Below are 18413 nucleotides of genomic sequence, written 5' to 3'. Positions count from 1 at the left end.
GATGCCTCGCGGCATCCGTGTCGGTGGTGTGAGGTGCGGGCGCGTCAGCCCGCGAGCGAGATATCGGCCTCGAGCTGGTCCCTGATCTGTTCGACGAGCTGCTGCCGGGCGCCGAGCAGGACCGGCTGCACGCCGGTGCCGCTCGTGCGCACCACGACCCTCGGATGGTCGGCCGGGTCGATCCGTTCGGCGACGAGCGCGGCGAGCCGGGCCCCGCCGGCCGTGCCGGTCGGACCGCCGAGCACGATCATCGCCGGGTCGAGGATCGCGAGCAGCGGATGCACGGCGAGCGCCACCCGATCGGCGAGCGAGGCGAGCGCGACATCGTCTTCCGCGAGCCGCGGCAGCGCAGTGGCGAGCGGCCTCCCGGCGGCGCCGAGGAGCCTGGCCACCGCCGGCCCGCCCAGCAGGTCGGTGAGGTCGTTCGCCTCGGGGGCGAGCTCGGCCGCGGCCCTCGGCACGCCGAGGTAGCCGATCTCGCCCGCGCTGCCCGACGCGCCGCGATGCACGACGCCCCCGAGGTCGACGCCCACCCCCAGTCCGTCGCCGATCCAGAACAGGGCGAAGCTCGCGGCGTCCTGCGCGGCGCCGACCGCGCGCTCGGCCATGGCCGCCAGGTTCACGTCGTTGTCGATCGTCGCGGCGAGCCCGAGGGCGGCCTCGATCCGTTCGCGGGCGCCGACCGCCGGCCAGCCCGGGAGCGTGTCGGTGAGCGAGAGCTCGTCTCCGTCGACGGAGAACGCGGCCTGCACGCCGATGACGACGCGGCTGACCGACGAACGATCGAGGCCCGCGGCCTCGCAGGCCGCCGCCACCGCCGCGCGGACGTCGCCCTCTGGGGTTCGCCCCGAGGATGCCGCCTCGATCTCGACGATCGGGTGATCGCCGTCGATCGCGTCGACGACGACCGCCTGGATGGCGCCGGCCACGATCGAGATCGCGACGCCCGTGATGCGATCGACCCGCACGCCGTAGCTGACGGCGTTCGGACCGCGGCCCCCCGAGACCTCGCCCACCGGGTGGATGAGGCCGACCCGCTCGAGCCGGGTGATCATCTGCGTGGCCGTCGGCTTGGACAGCCCCGACAGTGCACCGAGCTTCGAGCGGGTGAGCGGACCGTGCTCGAGGAGGAGCCGGAACGCCGTGCGGTCGTTGCGCGCGGCGAGCCACGTGGGCGTGCCCGGATCGATCTGGTTCATGCCGTCCCTCCCCTGGTGCGGATCGCACTGTCGCAACTCTATCTAAAAACGTTCTTTACTGAATTGACATTCAACCGCCGTTCCGCACTTCGTCACGAAGCCGCCCGAGGCGATCGGGGTCGGCCGCCGCCTCGAGCAGCGTCTTCGTGTACTCGTGCTGCGGATCGAGGATCACCCGCTCGCTCGGACCGCGCTCGACGATCTCGCCGCGGTACATGACCAGGATCTCGTCGGAGAAGTGCCGCGCGGTCGCCAGGTCGTGCGTGATGTAGAGCACGCCGAGCTGCTCCTGCCGCTGGAGTTCGGCGAGCAGGTTCAGCACCCCGAGCCTGATCGACACGTCGAGCATCGACACCGGTTCGTCGGCGATGATGAACCTCGCGCCCGGAGCGAGCGCCCTGGCGATCGCCACGCGCTGCCGCTGGCCGCCCGACAGCTCGTGCGGCCGCCGATCCGCGAAGGTCGACGCGGGCGACAGCCGCACCCGTTCCAGCAGCTCGTCGACGCGCGCACCGATCTCCTTCGACGAGAGCCTCGGATGGTGGATCCGCAGGGGCCGCTCGAGATGGTGCCGGATCGGATGGAACGGGTTCAGCGACCCGAACGGATCCTGGAAGACCATCTGCACGTCGCGCCGGTAGCTCGCGAGCCGCGAGCCGCCCGTCGCGCTCGGCGCCCCGTCGAGCAGGATCTCGCCCGAGCTCGGGGCCTCGAGCTTCGCCATCATGCGGGCGATCGTCGACTTGCCCGAGCCGCTCTCGCCCACGAGGGCGATCGTGCGGCCGGGTTCGAGGGTGAACGAGACGTCCCTGACCGCGTGCAGGATGCGCGACTTCACCCCGCTGCGCAGGCGGAAGTCCTTCACGAGATTGCGGGCCTCGAGGCTCGCCGAAGTCGCGCTCGTGCCGCTCGTCGCCGTGCCGTGCGCGCTCATGCGGCACCTCCCTCGACGGCGCCCGACCCGACGCCGGTCCTGATGAAGTCGCCGCGATCCCCCCGCAGGCTCGGGAAGCTCGAGAGCAGGCGCTTCGTGTACTCGTGCGATGGGGTGCGGTAGATCTCCTCCGCCGTGCCCTGCTCGACGATCCGCCCCTCGAGCATGATCGCGATGCGGTCGCTGATCTCGATCAGCAGCGGCAGGTCGTGCGTGATGAAGACGACGGCGAACCCCAACCGCTCGCGCAGCCGCATGATCTCGCGGATGATCCCCCGCTGCACCACCACGTCGAGCGCGGTCGTCGGCTCGTCCATGATCATGACCTGCGGGTCGAGGGCGAGGGCCATCGCGATCATCACGCGCTGCCGCATGCCGCCCGAGAGCTCGTGCGGGAAGCTCGACAGCCGTGCCGGGTCGACGCCCACGAGGCTCAGCAGCTCGGCGCTCCTCGCCTCGCGCTCGGCGCGCCGCATGCCGGGCCGGTGCGTCGTGAACACGTCGTGCAGCTGCTTCCGCACGCTCATGACCGGGTTCAGCGAGTTCATCGACCCCTGGAACACCATCGACACCTTGCTCCACCGGAAGGTGCGGAGCGCCTCGCCGTCGAGCCCGACGACGTCGATGTCGCGCCCCGAGGCGTCGTGGAAGACCACCTCGCCGCCCGTCATGAGGGCGGGCGCCTTGAGCAGGCGGTTCAGCCCGTAGGCGAGCGTCGTCTTGCCGCAACCCGACTCCCCCGCGAGTCCGAGGATCTCGCCGCGATGCAGGGTGATCGACGCGCCGCGCACCGCCTTCACGGGCGGCTCCACCTCGTACTCGATCGACACGTCCCGGGCGGTCAGCACGGGCTCGCCGCGTCGGGAGGGGTCGATTCCGGTGACGCCGGCCTCGACGGGGATGCCGGTGCGGTCGATGCCGTTCGCACGGCCGGCGCGGCTCATGCGAACGCTCCCGTGTCGGCGACGCCCTTGCCGGCCTTCGCAGCCTGTCGCTGGCGCTTGGCGTTCTCGGGTGCGAGCCTGAGCTTCGGGTTCACGACCTCGTCGATCGCGAAGTTGATGAGCGACAGCCCAGCACCGAGTGCGGCGATGATGAGGCCGGGCGGCACGAACCACCACCAGGCGCCGGTGCCGACGGCCTGCCCGGTCTGGGCGTCGTTGAGCATCGTGCCGAGGGTGATCGACCCGGTCGGCCCGAGCCCGAGGTACGAGAGGCCGGCCTCGCCGAGCACCGCGAAGATCACGCCGAAGATGAACTGGGCCGCGAGCAGCGGCACGAGGTTCGGGAGGATCTCGACGAAGATGATGCGGGCGGGCCTCTCGCCGGCGACCCGTGCGGCGGCGACGTACTCGCGCGTACGCAGCGAACGGGCCTGCGCTCGAAGCACGACGGCCGACCCCGCCCAGCCGGTGATGCCGAGGACGAGCGCGACGAGCAGCGAACTCCGCGCGAGCGGACCGAGCCCCTCCGCCGTCTGCACGTACGCGGCGATCACCATGACCACGGGGAGCCCCGGGATCACGAGCACGATGTTGGTGAAGAGCGTCAGCACCTCGTCGGCGACGCCGCCGAAGTAGCCGGCGAACACGCCGAAGACGATCGCGAGCACGAGGGCGACCACCCCCGCGACGAGCCCGATGAACAAGGAGCCGCGAGTGCCCCACGCGAGCTGCGAGAAGACGTCGTAGCCGAGCTTCGTCGTGCCGAGCCAGTGCTCCGCCGACGGCGGCAGCAGGGCCTCGTTGTCGGAGTCGCGCGGCGGCTGCGCGATCATGGGGCCGAAGATGCCGAACAGCGTGATCAGGCCGACGATCACGAGGCCGGTGATGAGCTTGCCCGAGCGACTCGGCAGGATGTGGCGGAACCGCCCGCCACGGCCGGCCTGCGCGACGGCGAACGCCGCGGTCGCACTCGCCTCGCGCGCGGATTCGCGCACCGCCTCCGCGGAGACCGGGGCCTGGAACGGGGCGTCGTCGCCCATCGCGTAGCCCGAGTCGTCTGGCGCGCGATCGAGCGTCGGCTGGGAGTCATCCATTGTGTCGCACTCTCGGGTCGATGAAGCCGTAGATGAGGTCCATGATGAAGTTCGCCACCAGCACCGTGAGGGTGATCACGAGGAACACGCCCTGCATGAGCGCGTAGTCGAGACCCTGCACGGCCTGGATCATGAGTTTGCCGAGGCCCGGATAGCTGAACACCTGCTCCATCACGATCGATCCGGCGACGACGAAGCCGAGCGCGATGCCGAAGCCCGCGAGGCTCGGGATGGCGGCGTTGCGGGCGGCGTACCGCGTGAGCGTCCGCCGCGAGGTGAGTCCCTTCGCCTCGGCCGTCACCACGTAGTCCTCCGACATCGTCGAGACCATCATGTTGCGCATGCCGAGCAGCCAGCCGCCGACCGAGGAGAGCACGATCGTCGTCGCCGGGAGGATCGCGTGGTAGATCGCGCTGCCGAGGAACGCCCAGCTCCACTCCGGCCCCGCCGGGAACTCGAACACGTCGTAGCCGCCGACGATCGGGAACCACCCGAGCTGCACCGCGAACACCGCGACGAGCACGAGCGCGAGCCAGAAGTACGGGATCGACTGGAACACGGTGGTGATCGGCACGAGGTGGTCGAGCCTCGTGCCGCGCCGCCATCCCACCCAGGCGCCCACGATGATGCCGAGCAGGAACGAGATGACGGTCGCGGTCCCGACCAGGAAGATCGTCCACGGCAGCGCCGCCGAGATCAGGTCGGCGACGGGGGCCGGATACCGCGTCGAGGAGACCCCGAGGTCGCCCTGCAGCAGCCGGCCCCAGTACGCCACGTACTGGTCCCACAGCGACATGTCCCTGCCCGCACCGAGGATCGACGTGATCGCCTGCACGGTCTCCTCCGAGAGCGGTCGCCCGCCGCTGGCTCGGCGCAGCTTGCCGAGCATGATCGCGGCCGGATCGCCCGGCAGCAGCCGCGGCAGCAGGAAGTTGAGCGAGATCGCCGCCCAGAAGGTCACCAGGTAGAAGGCGACCCGCCGAAGGTAGAAGCTCATGCTGCCGCCGTCCTCGATGCGGGGAAGGTTCGTTCCATGGGACCGTCGGCGCCTACTCGGCGGGCTTCAGGTGCGTGAGCACCATCGCGTTCGCGACCGCGAGGTAGGGCAGCGGAGCGGCGTACAGGTCGCTCTCGCTCGGCCAGCCGGTGAACTTCTCGGTGTTGAAGAACGACTGCGAGGCGTTGAGCACCACCGGGATGTACGGCAGGTCTCGGGCGATCTCGGCCTGGATCGCGCCGTAGGCCGCCTGCTTGGTCGCCACGTCCTGCGTGGCGCCGGCCGCGAGCACGGCCTCGTCGACGACGGGGTTCGCGTAGCGCGAGTAGTTCTGCCCGTCGAGCGGGCCCTCGCCGACCTTCGCGGTCGACGAGCCGGCGAAGTACTCGTGGTAGTTCGAGTACGGGTCGGCCACGAGGCTCTGGGTGAGGCCGAAGAGCGCCATCTGGAAGTCGCCGTTCTGGATCGGGGTCCAGTACTCGGCGTCGGAGACGGTGCGTGCGTTGATGCGGATGCCGGCTTCGGCGGCCTGCTCGGAGATGAGCTTCGCCGCATCGTTGTAGTCGGTCCATCCGTCGGGCGAGAACAGGTCGATCTCGATCGCCGTGCCGTCCTTGCCGTAGAACCCGTCGTCGCCCTTGGTGTATCCGGCCGCCTCGAGGACCTCGGCCGCCGCGGCGGGGTCGGCCTCCTGCGGGCTCGTGGCGAGCGCGGGGTCGGCGAGCCACTGCTCGTCGCGGGGCTGCAGCGTGAACGACGGCGACGACTCGCCCGCGAGGCCCGCGAAGGCCTTCTCGCGGATGGTCGCCCGATCGATCGCGAGGTTGATGGCCTGGCGCACCGCGGGGTCGGTCTGGGGGCCGGTGCAGCCGAGGTCGGCGTTCGCGCAGGTGGTGATCGTCGTCGGGTCCTGCTGCAGGTTGAGCGTCGAGATGTCGCCCTTGCCGGTGACGGCGTCGGGGTTCGCGATGAACTGGCCGACCCAGTCGATCTTGCCGGTGGTCAAGAGGTCCTGCGATGACTGGTTCGAGTCGAGGCCGAGGTACTGCACCTGTTCGACGGCGGGCGCGCCGTCGCGGAAGAGGTCGTTCGCCTCGACCGTGTACGCGGCCTCCGAGAAGTCCTTGAGCACGTACGGCCCCGAGCCGACCGGTTCTGGGTTGGTCTCGGCCATGAAGTCGTCGATGTCCTCCCAGATGTGCTTCGGGATGATGTAGGTCGAGCCGAGCGTCAGCGAGGCGCTGGTGAACTGCGGCTCCGTGTAGGTGAGCACGACGGTCGTGTCGTCGGTCGCCTCGGCCGAGACGAACTGCTCGGTCTTGTTCGAGCCGTAGCCGAACGTGAAGGCGACGTCCTCCGCCGTCAGGTCCTCGCCGTCGCTCCACTTCAGGTCGGGCTTGATGGTGACGGTGAGGGTCTTGCCGTCCTCGCTGTACTCGTAGCTGTCGCCGATGAGCCCGACGGGCGGGTCGGCGGACAGCTGGTTGAAGAAGAACAGCGGCTCGTAGATGGCGCCGAAGGTGGCGTGCACGGCCGTGTCGACGGCGAACGGGTTGAAGTTGTTGTTGATCGGGGTGGCGCTGCCGGCCCAGACGCGGAGGACCGCGGCGTCGCCGTCGGATCCGGTCGAGGGCGAGCACCCGGACATCCCGAGGGCGATAGCGGCCGCTCCGGCGGCGAATGCCACCGTGATGGAGCGCTTGGTTCGATTCATCGTTCCGACAGTCCTCTCGTGCTTCGTTGCGTGGGAAGAGCAGTGACGCCGCCTGCAGGAGCCTGGTGCGCAGGGCGCTACTGGAAGCGACCCTAACAGAAAAGAATCTAACCGGAAACAATTCATCCAATTAATTCAGGATGCCTCGAGGACACCCGAACACGAGCCCGCGCCGCTCCTCGAGCGCGCCGACGGGCGACCTCGGCCCGCGTGGCGCGGAGAAGTCGGCCGGTGTGGCGTCGCCGACGAGGGGCCGTGGAGCCCGAGGAGCCCGGATCAGTGCTCGGCGAGCAACGCGGCGAGCGCCGGCAGCTGCTCGGGGTCTTCGAGCGCCGACCCGACGGCCACCGTTCGCACACCCCTCGCCAGGAAGACACCCGCGTTCGAGGCATCCATGCCGCCCGTGGCGACGAAGCGCGCCGCGGGGAACGGACCGGACATGGCGCCGAACCAGGCGGGGCCGAGGAGCGAGGCCGGGAAGGCCTTCAGCCAGGTGAGGCCGAGGGCCATCGCCTGCTGCACCTCCGTCGCCGTGGCGACGCCGGGGAGGGGCGGCAACCCGGCCTCGAACGACGCGCGCACGACCCGCTCGTCGAGACCGGGGCTCACGGTGAACGCCGCTCCGGCCGCGGCGGCCTGCTCCACGTGCCGCACGGCGACGACGGTGCCCGCGCCGACGACGCGCCCCTCGGCGCGACCGGCCTCGGCGACCGCGGCCAGTGCCTCGAGATCGGCCTCGGACTGGATCGGCAGCTCCACGACGTCGATGCCGAGCGACCACGCCTGCCGTGCGAGCTCGAGGCTGCGCCGGGCGCCGAGACCGCGGAAGATCGCCATCAGGGGTCGCCCGGCGAGCAGCGTGTCGAAGGCGGTGTTGTCGATCGTCGTCATGGGGGTCGGGCCTCTCGGTGGGTTCAGCGGCGGGGGTCGCGGGGGAAGTCGCTCGTCTCGCCGAGCACGAGCACGGCTCGGTCGTGTCCGGCGCGCAGGCGCCCGGCGGCGTCGCGGTCGTCGAGGAGCGCGGCGAGGTAGCCCGCGGCGAACGCGTCGCCGGCGCCGACGGCCTCGACCACGTCGACCGAGTGCGCGGCGACGTGCTCGACCGCGTCGATGCCGTCGACGCCCCGCGCGAACTCGGTCGCGCCGACATCGCCGTCCTTCACGACGAGCCGGGCGGGCTCTGGCAGGAACGCGCGCACGTCGGATGCCGTCGTGGTGCCCCACAGTCGCGCTGCTTCGTCGAGCCCGACGAAGACGAGATCGGCGGCGGTGGCGAGCGCGCGCAGTCGCGCGGCGGCGGCCTCCGCGCTTCGCCAGAGTGCCGCGCGGTGGTTCACATCGAAGCTGAGCAGCGCGGGAGTCGCGGCGACGCGCTCGATCATCGCGTCGAGCATCGCGTCGCACGAGCTCGACAGCGCGGCCGTGATGCCGCTGAGGTGCACGACGCGCACCCCCTCGAGGGGCAGTCGCTCGGCGAACGCCGGCGACATGCGCGACGCCGCCGAGCCCACGCGGAAGTACTGCACCCCGTTGCCCGGGTCCTTGACGTAGAGTCCGGTCGGCGAGTCGGGATCGCGCTCGACGAAACGGGTGTCGACGCCGCGGCTCGCGAGCTGCGCCACGAGCCGTCGGCCGAGCGCGTCGTCGCCGACCCGGCCCGCCCACGCGGCCCTACGGCGGAGCGCGGCGAGGTGGGAGGCGACGTTCGACTCCGCTCCCCCCGCGTCGAGGTGGAAGTCGACGGCGCGCTCGAGCGGCTCGGCGAGCGCGGGCGTCACGAGCGCCATGGTCTCGCCGATGGCGATGATCTCGGGCAGCAGAGCGTCGGTCACGGGTCTATGCTGACGGGTGTGCAACTGCTGCGCAAACGCGTTGCAGCATACGCAACAAATGAAAGTGAGCTCCGGATGTCGCGCCTCACCCCGCTCTCCGAGACCACCGATCTCCGCCTCGAGGCGGGCGACAAGGGGCTGCCCGCCCGTGCCGCCGGACTCACCGTGCGCGAGTTCCTCGCCACCGCGCCGCGGCTCGCGGAGTTCTGGACGCCACTGCTCGCGCTCGACCGGGCGGCGCTCGAACACAATGCCGCGACGATCCAGCGCTGGTGCGACGAGCGGGGGCTCGAGCTCATGCCGCACGGCAAGACCACGATGGCACCGGCGCTGTGGCGGCTGCAGCTCGACGCCGGGGCGAACGGGCTCACGCTCGCCACCCCCGGCCAGGTGCGCACCGCCCGCGCGTTCGGCGTCCGGTCGCTCATGCTCGCGAACGCCCTCGTGGCGCCAGACGCCCTCGCGTGGATCGCCGCCGAGCAGGACGACGACGCCCACTTCGAGTTCTGGTCGTGGGCCGACTCGATCGAGACCGTCGAGACCATGGAGCGCGGACTCGCCGCGGCATCCGTCGCTCCCGCTCGCCCGCTCGCGGTGCTCGTCGAGCTCGGCGCGGGCGGCGGGCGCACGGGCGCGCGCGGCCTCGACGAGGCGATCGACATCGCCCGCCGCATCGCCGACTCCCCCGTGCTGCGGCTCGCCGGCGTCGCGGGCTACGAGGGCAGCCTCGGGCACGATCGCTCCTCGGTCGCCGTCGCCGCCGTGCGCGACTACCTGGCCGACCTGCTCGAGCTCCACGACGCGGTGCGCGACCTCGCCGACCCCGCCGACGGGCCCCTCGTCGTCACCGCCGGCGGCAGCGCCTACCTCGACCTCGTCGCCGACGTGTTCGCACCCGGCATCGAGGCCGACCACGACGTGCACACGACTCGCTGGGTGCTGCGCTCGGGCGCCTCGCTCGTGCACGACGACGGCTTCTACCGCGGCATCTCGCCGATCGACGCCGAACTCGTCGCGGCCATGCGCGGCCACGCCCGCGTCGTCTCGCACCCCGAGCCGGGGCTGGCGCTGCTCGACGGCGGCAAGCGCGACCTGCCGTACGACGAGGGGCTGCCGATGCCGCTCGGCGTCGCCGGGGCGCCCGGCGCCGACCTGCGACCCCTCGGCGAGGCATCCGTCACGGCGGTCAACGACCAGCACGCGTACCTGCGCGCCGAGGCGGGCGGCACGCTGCCCGTCGCGATCGGCGACGTCGTCGCGCTCGGGCTGTCGCACCCGTGCACGGCGTTCGACAAGTGGCGGTGGATCCCCGTCGTCGAGCATTCGGGCAGCGACCTCGTCGTCGACCTCGTGCGCACGTACTTCTGAGGATCGTCGCCATGACCGTCCTGATCAGGAATGCGCGCGTCGTCGACGAGACGGGTGAACGAGGGGGGCTGCACGACGTGCTGCTCGCGGGCGGGCGGATCGCGCGGATCGCGCCGGCATCCGCCGGTCGAGCAGGCGCGCAGCGCCGTCTCGGGACCACGGATGCCGCGTGGGCGGGTGGTCTCGATCCGCGTCCGCCTTCGCCGGGATCCCCGCGACCGACGAAGTCGATCGACGCCGGCGGACGCCTGCTCATGCCGGGATTCGTCGACGCGCACTCGCATGCCGACGGGGCGGTCTTCGATCCCGACGTGCAGCTGGCGCTGCTGCGGCAGGGTGTCACCACCGTGATCGGCGGGCAGGACGGCGTCGGCTTCGCCCCAGGCGACGGCGCGTACGGCACCGAGTACTTCGCGGCGATCAACGGGCGGCACCCGCGCTACGCGGGCGGCGGCGTCGCCGACCTGCTCGCGACCTACGAGGGGACGACCCCGCTCAACGTCGCGACCCTCGTGCCCGCCGGTACGGTGCGTTCCGCGGTCATGGGCCGCTCCACCGCGGCACCGAGCAGTTCCGAGCTCGCCGAGATGCGCGCGCTCGTGGCATCCGGCCTGGCCGACGGCGCCGTGGGCCTCTCGACCGGACTCGACTACGTGCCGGGTCTCTTCGCCGACGCCGCCGAGCTCGCCGAGCTCTGCCGCCCCGTCGCCGACGCGGGCGGCGTGTACGTGTCGCACATGCGCGGCGGGTACGAGGCGAACTCGGCCGCGGGCATCGACGAGATCGCGGCGATCGCGGCGGCGAGCGGCGTGCGGGTGCATGTCTCGCACTTCCACGCCGAGCCTGCGATCGTGCGGCACGAGCTCAGCCGGCTCGCGTCGGCGGGCGACCGCGCGAGCTTCGACGCCTACCCGTACACGCGGGGCTGCTCGATCCTCGCCATGCCGATCCTGCCCGCCGAGCTCACCGTTCGATCCGCCGACGAGGTGCTGCAGGTCCTCGCCGATCCGGTCGAGCGGGAGCGGCTGCGGCTCGACTGGTTCCCGACGATCGCGGGGTATGCGAGCCTCGGGCCCGATTGGCCGGGCATGCTGACGCTCGCGCACATCGCCGCACCCGAGTTCGACTGGGCGCACGGTCTCACCCTCGCCGAGGGAGCGGCCCGCACGGAGCGCGACCCGATCGACTTCGCGCTCGACGTGCTCGTCGCCGCCCGGCTCGAGGTCAACGTCGTCATGGCGGTGCAGCACGAGCGCAGCGATGCCGAGCTCGCCGAGATCCTCTCGCTGCCCGGAGCGATCGGCGGATCCGACGGCATCTTCCTCGGCCGGCACCCGCATCCGCGGGCGCGCGGCTCGTTCGCACGGTACCTCGCGCTGCTGGTCCGTGAACAGGGCGCGCTGGGCTGGGCCGATGCCTCGGCCCTCGTCTCGACGCGAGCGGTGCGCCGCTTCGGGCTCGGCGACCGGGGCGTCGTCCGCGAGGGCGCGATCGCCGATCTCGCGCTCGTCGACCCCGACCGGGTGGGCGCGGGCGCGAGCTACGCCGCGCCGCTGGAGTTCGCCGACGGCATCGACGACGTGTTCGTCGCGGGCGTGCCCGTGCTCGCCGACGGGGTGCTCACGGGGGCCACGCCGGGCACGGGGCTGCGAGCCGATCGAGGCCGTGGTCCCGATGCGCGCCCTCCTTCGTCGGGCGCCGCTCGACCGACCGAACCGCTGGAGGCCTGACATGTCGCAGAGCGTGACGCGCGCGGCGCGCATCATCGACGCCATCGCGGCCGGCCCGCGCACGGTCGCCGAGCTCGCCGAGGAGTTCGGACTCCACCGCTCGACCATGTTCCGCGAGCTGCAGGCCCTCGAGCAGGTCGGCTGGGTGCGCAGGCGAGGCTCGGGCCGCTACACGCTCGGCACGCACCTCGCCGCCCTCTCGAAGCAGGCCCTCGACTCGCTCGACCTGCGCGAGGCCGGCTCCGAGCACGTACGCCGCCTGCAGCGGCGCACCGGCAACACCGTGCACCTCGCTGCGCTCATGGACCGCTCGATCGTCTACGTCGACAAGGCCGAGGACGAGTCGGGCGTGCGCATGTACTCGCGAATCGGCCGGGCCGTGATCCCCTACTGCTCCGCCGTCGGAAAGGCGATCCTCGCCGACCTCGACCGTGCGGGGCGCGACGCCGTGCTCGACGGCGTCGTGTGGCAGCGCTACACCGACCTGACCATCGACTCGCGCGAGCGACTCGACCGCGAGCTCGCCATCGTCTCGGCCCGCGGCTACGCGACCGACGACCGCGAGTTCGAGGCATTCGTGAACTGCATCGCCGTGCCCATCCGCAGTTCCATGGGCATCGTCGGCGCACTCTCGATCACGGCGATCCGCATGGTCGCCGACCTCGACCGGCTGAAGGCCGACCTGCCCGCCATGCGCGAGACCGCCGAGCTCATCGCCCGCGATCTCGGCTGACGGATGCCTCGGGTCTCACGCCGAGGCATCCCCGACGACCACCGACGCACCACGACCACCACCACCACACAGGAGGAACCATGTCCAAGACCGCCGTCACCCTCTCGAACGCGCCGAAGCCCGCCGGGCCCTACAGCCACGGCGTCGTCGCGAACGGATTCCTGTACACGGCGGGCTTCGGCCCGCAGGACCCGGCGACGGGCCTCGTCGTCGAGGGCGGCGTGAAGGAGCAGACCCGCCAGGTGCTGCGCAACATCGGCGCCGTGCTCGCCGAGTACGGCCTCACGCACGACGACGTCGTGAAGGTGACCGCGCACCTCGAGGACCTCGCCGACTTCGCCGAGTACAACGAGGCCTACGCCGAGTTCTTCACCGAGCCCTACCCCGTGCGCACGACGGTCGGCTCGCGCCTCGCGAACATCCTCGTCGAGATCGACGTCGTCGCCGCCATCCCGCACGACTGATCCCTGCCTGGTCGGTCGAGTCGGCGCGAAGCGCCGTGTCGAGACCGCGCGCCCGTTGCGCGCGGTCTCGATACGCGTCGCCTCCGTCGGCGCTCCTCGACCGACCTCCGCCTACGCGATGCCGCCGCCGTCGACGACGAGCGCCGAACCGGTGACGTAGCTCGACTCGTCGCTCGCGAGCCAGACGACCGCCGCCGCGATCTCGTGCGGCTCGCCCATGCGGCGCAGCGGCCGGTCGGCGGCCTCGGCGAGGAATCCGGATTCGGCCTGGCCGAGCTGTCGGGCCTCGTCGCGCAGCATGCCCGTGTTCACGTCGCCCGGGTTGACCGAGTTCACCCGGATGCCCTGCGGACCGTGGTCGATGGCGAGCGCGCGGGTCATGTTGACGACGGCGCCCTTCGAGGCGCAGTACGAGATCGCCTGCCCACCGCCCTTGAGGCCCCAGCCCGAACCCGTGTTGACGATCGAGCCGCCGCCCGCGGCCGCCATGACCGGCACGACGTGCTTGCACATGAGGAAGATCGAGCGCACGTTCACGCCGAAGACGCGGTCCCACTCCTCGACGGTCGTCTCGACCGCGGTCGTGCGACGGATGATGCCCGCGTTGTTGAAGACGACGTTCACGCCGCCGAACTCGTCGACCACGGTCTGCACGACGCGTTCGATGTCGGACTCGCTCGCGACATCCGCGGCGATCGCGATGGCCGTGCCGCCGGCCGCCCGGATCTCGTCGGCGACCGCGGCCGCCGCGTCGGCGTTCAGGTCGACGACGGCGACCTTCGCACCCTCGGCTGCGAGGGCGATCGAGGTGGCGCGGCCGATGCCGCCCGCGCCGCCCGTGACGATGGCCTGCTTGTTCTCGAGGCGCATGGCCTTCTCCTTCGGTTCGGGGTGGGTGTGTAGGGCCGGTCGGGCTCGACCGGTCACGTTCAGGGTTCGGATGCCTCGGCGTCGGGCGCGTGCACAGGGTAGAGGCTCGTGGTGGAGGGGCCGGTGATCACGCGCGCGAATCCCGCGAGGCGGGCGTCGACGAGGGGGTCGCCGGTGTCGACGAGCAGGGGGCGGCCGCCGAGGTCGATGAGCTTCTGCTCGGGGGCGACGACCATCAGCGGGTCGTCGTCGAGCAGGCGCAGCACGCGCGCCGAGAGCTGCTGGTTGCCGCGGCCGAGCAGGAAGCCCTGGCCGCCGATGACGCTCACGACGGCCTTCGCGGGGCCGCGCGAGATCTCGTCGACGAGCTCGTGCTCGCTCGCCCCCGCGCGGACGACCCGGCCGTCGAGCACGACGTCGACGCCGAGCGGGGTCTTCGCGACCCCGAGCTCGCGGGCGAGCTCGGCCATCGTGCCGCCGGGGCCGAGCAGGTAGCGGATGCCCGGGCGCATCGCCATGGCCGCACCGCGCGCGGCACCCGCGACGGCGGCCTGCTCGGTCACCGGCGTCGCCGCCTTGCGCGACTGCGTGCGGCCTGCGCGGTAGGGCACGGGCATGGTGCCGTAGAGGCGCGGCTCGACGCGCGCACGCCGCATCGCCGCCTCGTCGATGTCGAGCACCTCGCGCTCCTGCACGGGCAGGGCGCCGTCCGATCCGGATGCCGCCGACCACGCCGCCGCGAGCGCGCCCGCGGCGCGCGGGCTCACCGCGAAGACGGGCGAGTACATCTTGACGCCGGCCGGGATGCCGAGCGCGGCGACCGCCGCCGCACCCGGGCGGCCGCCCCACGCCGTCGGCACCGATGCTCTGTAGGAACTTCTCGGCGACATGCCGGAATCGTCGACCACGACGTCGGCGTGCCGCATGGAAGTTCCTCCGGAGCCGTTCCGGCCGTCGGCAGAGGATCCCGTCGCGGTCCCTCGACCGGCCTCCGACAGCCCGGCCGCGACATCGCGGGCGGTGCCGTCGCCGCCGGCGAAGAGCACGAGGGTCGCGCCGGCGTCGACGAGTGCGCGCACGGCGGCCGTCGTGTCAGCCGCCGTCGTGTCGGCCGCGGATGTCGCGTGGTCGGCGACGCTCGGCCGGTAGACGACGCGCGGCTCGAGGCCGGCGGCGCGCACCGCGTCCTCCCCCATCGCACCCGCCGCGGTGAGCACGACGGGCAGACGGCCGGTCGAGGCGGCGCGCAGCGCCGTACCGGGACGACCGGCGACACGGGCGCGGTCTCGAGACGCGTCGACCCCGTCGGCGCTGCTCGACCGACGGAGATGCGCCGCGACGACCTCGAGCGCGACCCGTGCCCGCTCGCCGGCCTGCGGCCGGGCGCCGCGCTCGGCGGCCTCGACCTGCACGGCCGCGCCGTCGGAGCCGGCGAGTCCCGCAGGACCGCCGACCCCGGCGACGGGGTTCACGACGAGGGCGAGCATGCTCAGGCGGCCGACTCCGACGCGGTGGCGGCGGTCGACTCGAGTCGCTGCGCCGCTCGACGGGCCGGGCTCTCGCCGAAGTACTTGCGACGGTAGGCGCGCCACGTGATCGCCCAGCGCTCGGGGTCGTCGAGGTCGTCGTGGTGGGTGTGGTGCACCGTCTGGTTGTGCGGTGCGGTGCGCACGACCTCGGGCGTCTCGCGTGCCTCGCGGGCGACCTCGGCGAGCGCGGCGACGTACTCGTCGATCTCGGCCATCGAGTACGACTCCGTCGGCTCGAGCGTGAACGGCTGCGGCACCACGTACGGGTGGTGGCTCGTCCAGTAGTGCATGCCGAAGTCTGAGAGGCGAACGCCGATCTCCTCCGACGAGATGCCCGTCTCCTCGAAGAGCTCCTGCCACGAGTACCGCACCTGCTCGATGCGGCGGCGGCCCTCGGCGTAGGGCGCCGAGGCGCCCGGGATGTCGGTCACCTTCTTGAGCAGGTAGTTGTTGTTGAGCACCGCGATCTCGGCGGCCGCGAGCAGCCCCTCGGCACCGAGCGCCATGATCCACGAGTAGGCGCGCACGATGTTCGGCACGACGCCGTGGAACGGCGCGACCGCGCCGATCGACTGCGGGCCCGCCTCGCGCACGTCGAAGCGCACCTCGCCCGAGGCATCCACCTCGCGCACGACGCGCGGCCCCGGCAGGAACGGCGCGAGCGCGGCACTCACCGCGTTCGCCCCGGCGCCGGGCCCGCCGCACGCGTGCGGCGTCGAGAACGTCTTGTGCAGGTTGAAGTGGCACACGTCGAAGCCGGCGTCGCGGGCGCGCGTGATGCCGAGGATGCCGTTGGCGTTCGCCTGGTCGTACGAGGCGAGCGCACCGACCCCGTGGGCGGCATCCACCCACTCGCGGATCGCGGGGTTGTAGATGCCCGTGTCTTCCGGATTGGTGACCATGATCGCCGCGGTGCGCGGCGAAAGGGCCGCCTTGAGCGCCGCGAGGTCGGGGTAGCCCTCGGCGTCGGGGAAGATCGTGATCACGTCGTAGCCGGCCGCCTTCGCGGCCGCCGCGTTCGACGGGTGGCTGAAGATCGTCGTGATGACCTCGCGCCGCTGCTCGCCCTCGCCGTTCGCCTCGTGATACGCACGGATCATCGCGACGTTCGCCCAGATCGCGGCCGAGCCGCCCTGCGTGTGCAGCGACACCTCGTCCATGCCCGAGATCTCGGCGAGCATGCGCTCGAGGTTCCAGGTGATCTCGAGCACTCCCTGCGCGTCGGCCGGGTCCTGCAGCGGGTGCATGGCGGTGAGCTGCGGCACGCCGATGAGCTGGTCGTTGATCTTCGGCGAGTACTTCATCGTGCACGTGCCCTGGCCGATGTCGACGTTGAGGTCGGCACCGAGGTTCTCCTGCGAGAGCCGCAGGTAGTGCTTGAGCACCCGCTGCTGGCCCATCTCGGGCAGGGCGGGCGGCACGTCGCGGCGGAGGCCCGCGGGCAGGTCGGAGACGACGTCGCCGACCGCGTCGCGCACGCCCGGCTCGATCGGCGTGACGAGCACGCCGCGCTCGCCCGGGGTGGAGAGCTCGAAGATGACGGGTTCGTCCCAGCTGGCCTGGTGGAAGCGGCGGAGGGCGGGCTTGGGTGCGATGGGGAGCGTCATGCGCGGTCCTCCTGAGTGGTGTTGAGGGTGGATGCCTCGGCGAGCGCGCCGATCGCGGCGGCGAGACGGTCGATGGCGGCCTGGCCGGTCATCTCGGTGACGCAGACGAGCAGCCGGTGCTCGCCGACGACGACGCCCGGCTCGATGCCCTGGCGGCGCAGCGACTCGACGACGCCGTGCGCCGTGAGGCCGGCACCCGCGAGGTCGACCGTGAACTCGCGCAGGTGCAGCGCACCGTCGCCGAGCGCGACGCCGGGGATCGCGGCGAGCCGCTGCTGGGCGTAGCGGGTGCGGGCGAGCAGCAGCTCGCCGAGTTCGCGCATGCCCTGCGGGCCCATGAGCGCGAGGTAGACGCCGGCGGCGATGCCCCAGAGGGCTGCGGCGGTGCCGACCCATTCCTTGCCCTCCTCGCGGTGCGCGAAGGAGGTGCGGTCGTAGGCGACGTCGCCGAAGCCGACCTCGCCGGGCACGTCGGTCGTCGCGAGCCCGAAGAGGCGCGAGGGCATCTCCATGATGAACTTCGGGTCGTCGTTCACGGCGATGAAGCCGCCGTGCGCGCCGCCGAACCACTGGTGGAGGCCCAGCGACTGGATGTCGCCGCAGACGATGTCGGCACCCTGCTCGGCGGGCGGCGTGAGCACGCCGTAGCCGATCGGGTCGGTGCCCACGACGAGCACGGCGCCTGCGGCGTGGGCCGCGTCGGCGAGCTCGCGCAGGCGGGTCTCCAGCGCACCGGTCACCGACGGCGTCTCGACCCAGACAGCGGCGACGTCGTCGTCGAGGCGTGCGGCGACGGCCGAGGCGTCCGCGGTGCCGTTCACCGTCGGCACGAACTCGAGGTCGAGGTGCACGCGCACGAAGTCGGTCACCTTCGAGAGCTTGGCCGGCAGCACGTCGCTCGCGACGAGCACGCGGCGGCGCCCGGTCATGCGGCCCGCCATCGAGAGGCCCGTGGCGGTCGCCTGGTACCCGTCGTAGGTGGGCACGTTCACGACGTCCATGGCGAGCAGCTCGGCCATGAGCGACTGGTACTGGAACAGTGCCTGGAAGCGACCGTGGTCCTCGTACGGCTCGCCCGCGTAGGCGGTGAGGAACTCGCTGCGGTTGATGACCTCGTCGACGACGGCGGGCACGTAGTGGTGGTACGTGCCGTGGCCGAGGAAGCTCAGCCGCTCGACGGTCGAGCGGTTCTTGCCGAGCAGGCCCCGGACGTGGCCCGCGAGGTCCTGCTCGGCGACGAGCGGCGCCGGCAGGTCGAGCGCACGGCCGAGGCGCAGGTCGGCGGGCACGTCGGCGTAGAACTCGTCGATCGAGGCGGCGCCGACCGCGTCGAGCATCGCCTGCTTCGTCGCGGGCGCGGTGTTGGGGATGTACGGATGGACGAAGGTGTCGGTCATG

16 protein-coding genes are annotated in these 18413 nt (G+C 72.1%); 4 read left to right on the top strand and 12 right to left on the bottom strand.

Annotation, left to right across the window (positions count from 1 at the left end; genetic code table 11):
* Positions 1–44: 44 nt before the first annotated feature.
* The 8 genes from PX701_RS12750 to PX701_RS12715 form a co-directional block, all read right to left on the bottom strand.
* A complete protein-coding gene (locus PX701_RS12750) occupies positions 45–1199 on the bottom strand; it encodes an ROK family transcriptional regulator (protein ID WP_275506502.1) in 1155 nt (384 codons plus the stop codon).
* 70 nt (positions 1200–1269) lie between these two features.
* Positions 1270–2133 carry an ABC transporter ATP-binding protein gene (locus PX701_RS12745; RefSeq protein ID WP_231431725.1) on the bottom strand — a complete coding sequence of 288 codons (864 nt, stop codon included), beginning with the start codon at positions 2131–2133 and terminating at the stop codon, positions 1270–1272.
* On the bottom strand, positions 2130–3077 hold the full coding sequence (locus PX701_RS12740) for an ABC transporter ATP-binding protein (RefSeq protein WP_275506501.1): 948 nt from the start codon (positions 3075–3077) through the stop codon (positions 2130–2132). Before PX701_RS12740 ends, PX701_RS12745 begins: the two co-directional genes overlap by 4 nt.
* Complete coding sequence (locus tag PX701_RS12735; protein ID WP_275506500.1) at positions 3074–4171, bottom strand: ABC transporter permease; 1098 nt, start codon at positions 4169–4171, stop codon at positions 3074–3076. Before PX701_RS12735 ends, PX701_RS12740 begins: the two co-directional genes overlap by 4 nt.
* On the bottom strand, positions 4164–5168 hold the full coding sequence (locus PX701_RS12730) for an ABC transporter permease (RefSeq protein ID WP_231431728.1): 1005 nt from the start codon (positions 5166–5168) through the stop codon (positions 4164–4166). The genes PX701_RS12735 and PX701_RS12730 overlap by 8 nt, the downstream gene beginning before the upstream one ends.
* A 52-nt stretch (positions 5169–5220) precedes the next feature.
* Complete coding sequence (locus PX701_RS12725; RefSeq protein ID WP_275506499.1) at positions 5221–6882, bottom strand: ABC transporter substrate-binding protein; 1662 nt, start codon at positions 6880–6882, stop codon at positions 5221–5223.
* Positions 6883–7158: 276 nt separating this feature from the next.
* Positions 7159–7773: a bifunctional 4-hydroxy-2-oxoglutarate aldolase/2-dehydro-3-deoxy-phosphogluconate aldolase gene (locus PX701_RS12720; RefSeq protein WP_275506498.1), complete on the bottom strand. Its 615-nt coding sequence runs from the start codon at positions 7771–7773 to the stop codon at positions 7159–7161.
* A 23-nt stretch (positions 7774–7796) separates the two neighbouring features.
* Positions 7797–8714, bottom strand: a complete 918-nt coding sequence (locus PX701_RS12715; RefSeq protein WP_275506497.1) for a sugar kinase — start codon at positions 8712–8714, stop codon at positions 7797–7799.
* Between the two features lie 75 nt (positions 8715–8789).
* Here PX701_RS12715 and PX701_RS12710 point away from each other — a divergent pair, with 75 nt between their 5' ends.
* From PX701_RS12710 to PX701_RS12695, 4 genes are all read left to right on the top strand, one after another.
* Entirely contained in the window at positions 8790–10082 is a 1293-nt protein-coding gene (locus tag PX701_RS12710) for an alanine racemase (protein WP_275506496.1), read from the top strand.
* An 11-nt stretch (positions 10083–10093) separates the two neighbouring features.
* Complete coding sequence (locus PX701_RS12705; protein ID WP_275506495.1) at positions 10094–11812, top strand: N-acyl-D-amino-acid deacylase family protein; 1719 nt, start codon at positions 10094–10096, stop codon at positions 11810–11812.
* 1 nt (position 11813) lies between these two features.
* Positions 11814–12545, top strand: a complete 732-nt coding sequence (locus PX701_RS12700) for an IclR family transcriptional regulator (RefSeq protein WP_275506494.1) — start codon at positions 11814–11816, stop codon at positions 12543–12545.
* Positions 12546–12625: 80 nt separating this feature from the next.
* Positions 12626–13009 carry a RidA family protein gene (locus PX701_RS12695; protein WP_231431735.1) on the top strand — a complete coding sequence of 128 codons (384 nt, stop codon included), beginning with the start codon at positions 12626–12628 and terminating at the stop codon, positions 13007–13009.
* Positions 13010–13120: 111 nt separating this feature from the next.
* Here PX701_RS12695 and PX701_RS12690 read toward each other — a convergent pair whose 3' ends face one another.
* From PX701_RS12690 to gcvPA, 4 genes are read right to left on the bottom strand one after another with little or no spacing between them, the layout of a single operon-like run.
* Positions 13121–13879: an SDR family NAD(P)-dependent oxidoreductase gene (locus PX701_RS12690; RefSeq protein ID WP_275506493.1), complete on the bottom strand. Its 759-nt coding sequence runs from the start codon at positions 13877–13879 to the stop codon at positions 13121–13123.
* A gap of 59 nt (positions 13880–13938) precedes the next feature.
* Positions 13939–15366 (bottom strand): ATP-NAD kinase family protein, encoded by a 1428-nt coding sequence (locus PX701_RS12685; RefSeq protein ID WP_275506492.1) that lies wholly within the window; start codon positions 15364–15366, stop codon positions 13939–13941.
* Positions 15367–15368: 2 nt separating this feature from the next.
* On the bottom strand, positions 15369–17015 hold the full coding sequence (gene gcvPB / locus PX701_RS12680; RefSeq protein WP_275506491.1) for an aminomethyl-transferring glycine dehydrogenase subunit GcvPB: 1647 nt from the start codon (positions 17013–17015) through the stop codon (positions 15369–15371).
* Entirely contained in the window at positions 17012–18412 is a 1401-nt protein-coding gene (gcvPA, locus tag PX701_RS12675) for an aminomethyl-transferring glycine dehydrogenase subunit GcvPA (RefSeq protein WP_231431741.1), read from the bottom strand. Before gcvPA ends, gcvPB begins: the two co-directional genes overlap by 4 nt.
* Position 18413: the final 1 nt, after the last annotated feature.

It is taken from the genome of Agromyces chromiiresistens (genome assembly GCF_029167465.1).
GTDB classification, from domain to species: domain Bacteria; phylum Actinomycetota; class Actinomycetes; order Actinomycetales; family Microbacteriaceae; genus Agromyces; species Agromyces chromiiresistens.
The sequence above is the reverse complement of the archived record's forward strand: the minus strand, read 5'-3'. Positions and strand labels throughout refer to the sequence as shown.

Bases quoted from the DNA above. Each gene is read 5' to 3' on its own strand.
- gcvPA (WP_231431741.1), bottom strand. From the start codon at position 18,412: ATGACCGACACCTTCGTCCATCCGTACATCCCCAACACCGCGCCCGCG.
- PX701_RS12750 (WP_275506502.1), bottom strand. From the start codon at position 1,199: ATGAACCAGATCGATCCGGGCACGCCCACGTGGCTCGCCGCGCGCAAC.
- PX701_RS12705 (WP_275506495.1), top strand. From the start codon at position 10,094: ATGACCGTCCTGATCAGGAATGCGCGCGTCGTCGACGAGACGGGTGAA.
- PX701_RS12740 (WP_275506501.1), bottom strand. From the start codon at position 3,077: ATGAGCCGCGCCGGCCGTGCGAACGGCATCGACCGCACCGGCATCCCC.
- PX701_RS12690 (WP_275506493.1), bottom strand. From the start codon at position 13,879: ATGCGCCTCGAGAACAAGCAGGCCATCGTCACGGGCGGCGCGGGCGGC.
- PX701_RS12730 (WP_231431728.1), bottom strand. From the start codon at position 5,168: ATGAGCTTCTACCTTCGGCGGGTCGCCTTCTACCTGGTGACCTTCTGG.
- PX701_RS12685 (WP_275506492.1), bottom strand. From the start codon at position 15,366: ATGCTCGCCCTCGTCGTGAACCCCGTCGCCGGGGTCGGCGGTCCTGCG.
- gcvPB (WP_275506491.1), bottom strand. From the start codon at position 17,015: ATGACGCTCCCCATCGCACCCAAGCCCGCCCTCCGCCGCTTCCACCAG.
- PX701_RS12710 (WP_275506496.1), top strand. From the start codon at position 8,790: ATGTCGCGCCTCACCCCGCTCTCCGAGACCACCGATCTCCGCCTCGAG.
- PX701_RS12695 (WP_231431735.1), top strand. From the start codon at position 12,626: ATGTCCAAGACCGCCGTCACCCTCTCGAACGCGCCGAAGCCCGCCGGG.
- PX701_RS12745 (WP_231431725.1), bottom strand. From the start codon at position 2,133: ATGAGCGCGCACGGCACGGCGACGAGCGGCACGAGCGCGACTTCGGCG.
- PX701_RS12700 (WP_275506494.1), top strand. From the start codon at position 11,814: ATGTCGCAGAGCGTGACGCGCGCGGCGCGCATCATCGACGCCATCGCG.
- PX701_RS12720 (WP_275506498.1), bottom strand. From the start codon at position 7,773: ATGACGACGATCGACAACACCGCCTTCGACACGCTGCTCGCCGGGCGA.
- PX701_RS12725 (WP_275506499.1), bottom strand. From the start codon at position 6,882: ATGAATCGAACCAAGCGCTCCATCACGGTGGCATTCGCCGCCGGAGCG.
- PX701_RS12735 (WP_275506500.1), bottom strand. From the start codon at position 4,171: ATGGATGACTCCCAGCCGACGCTCGATCGCGCGCCAGACGACTCGGGC.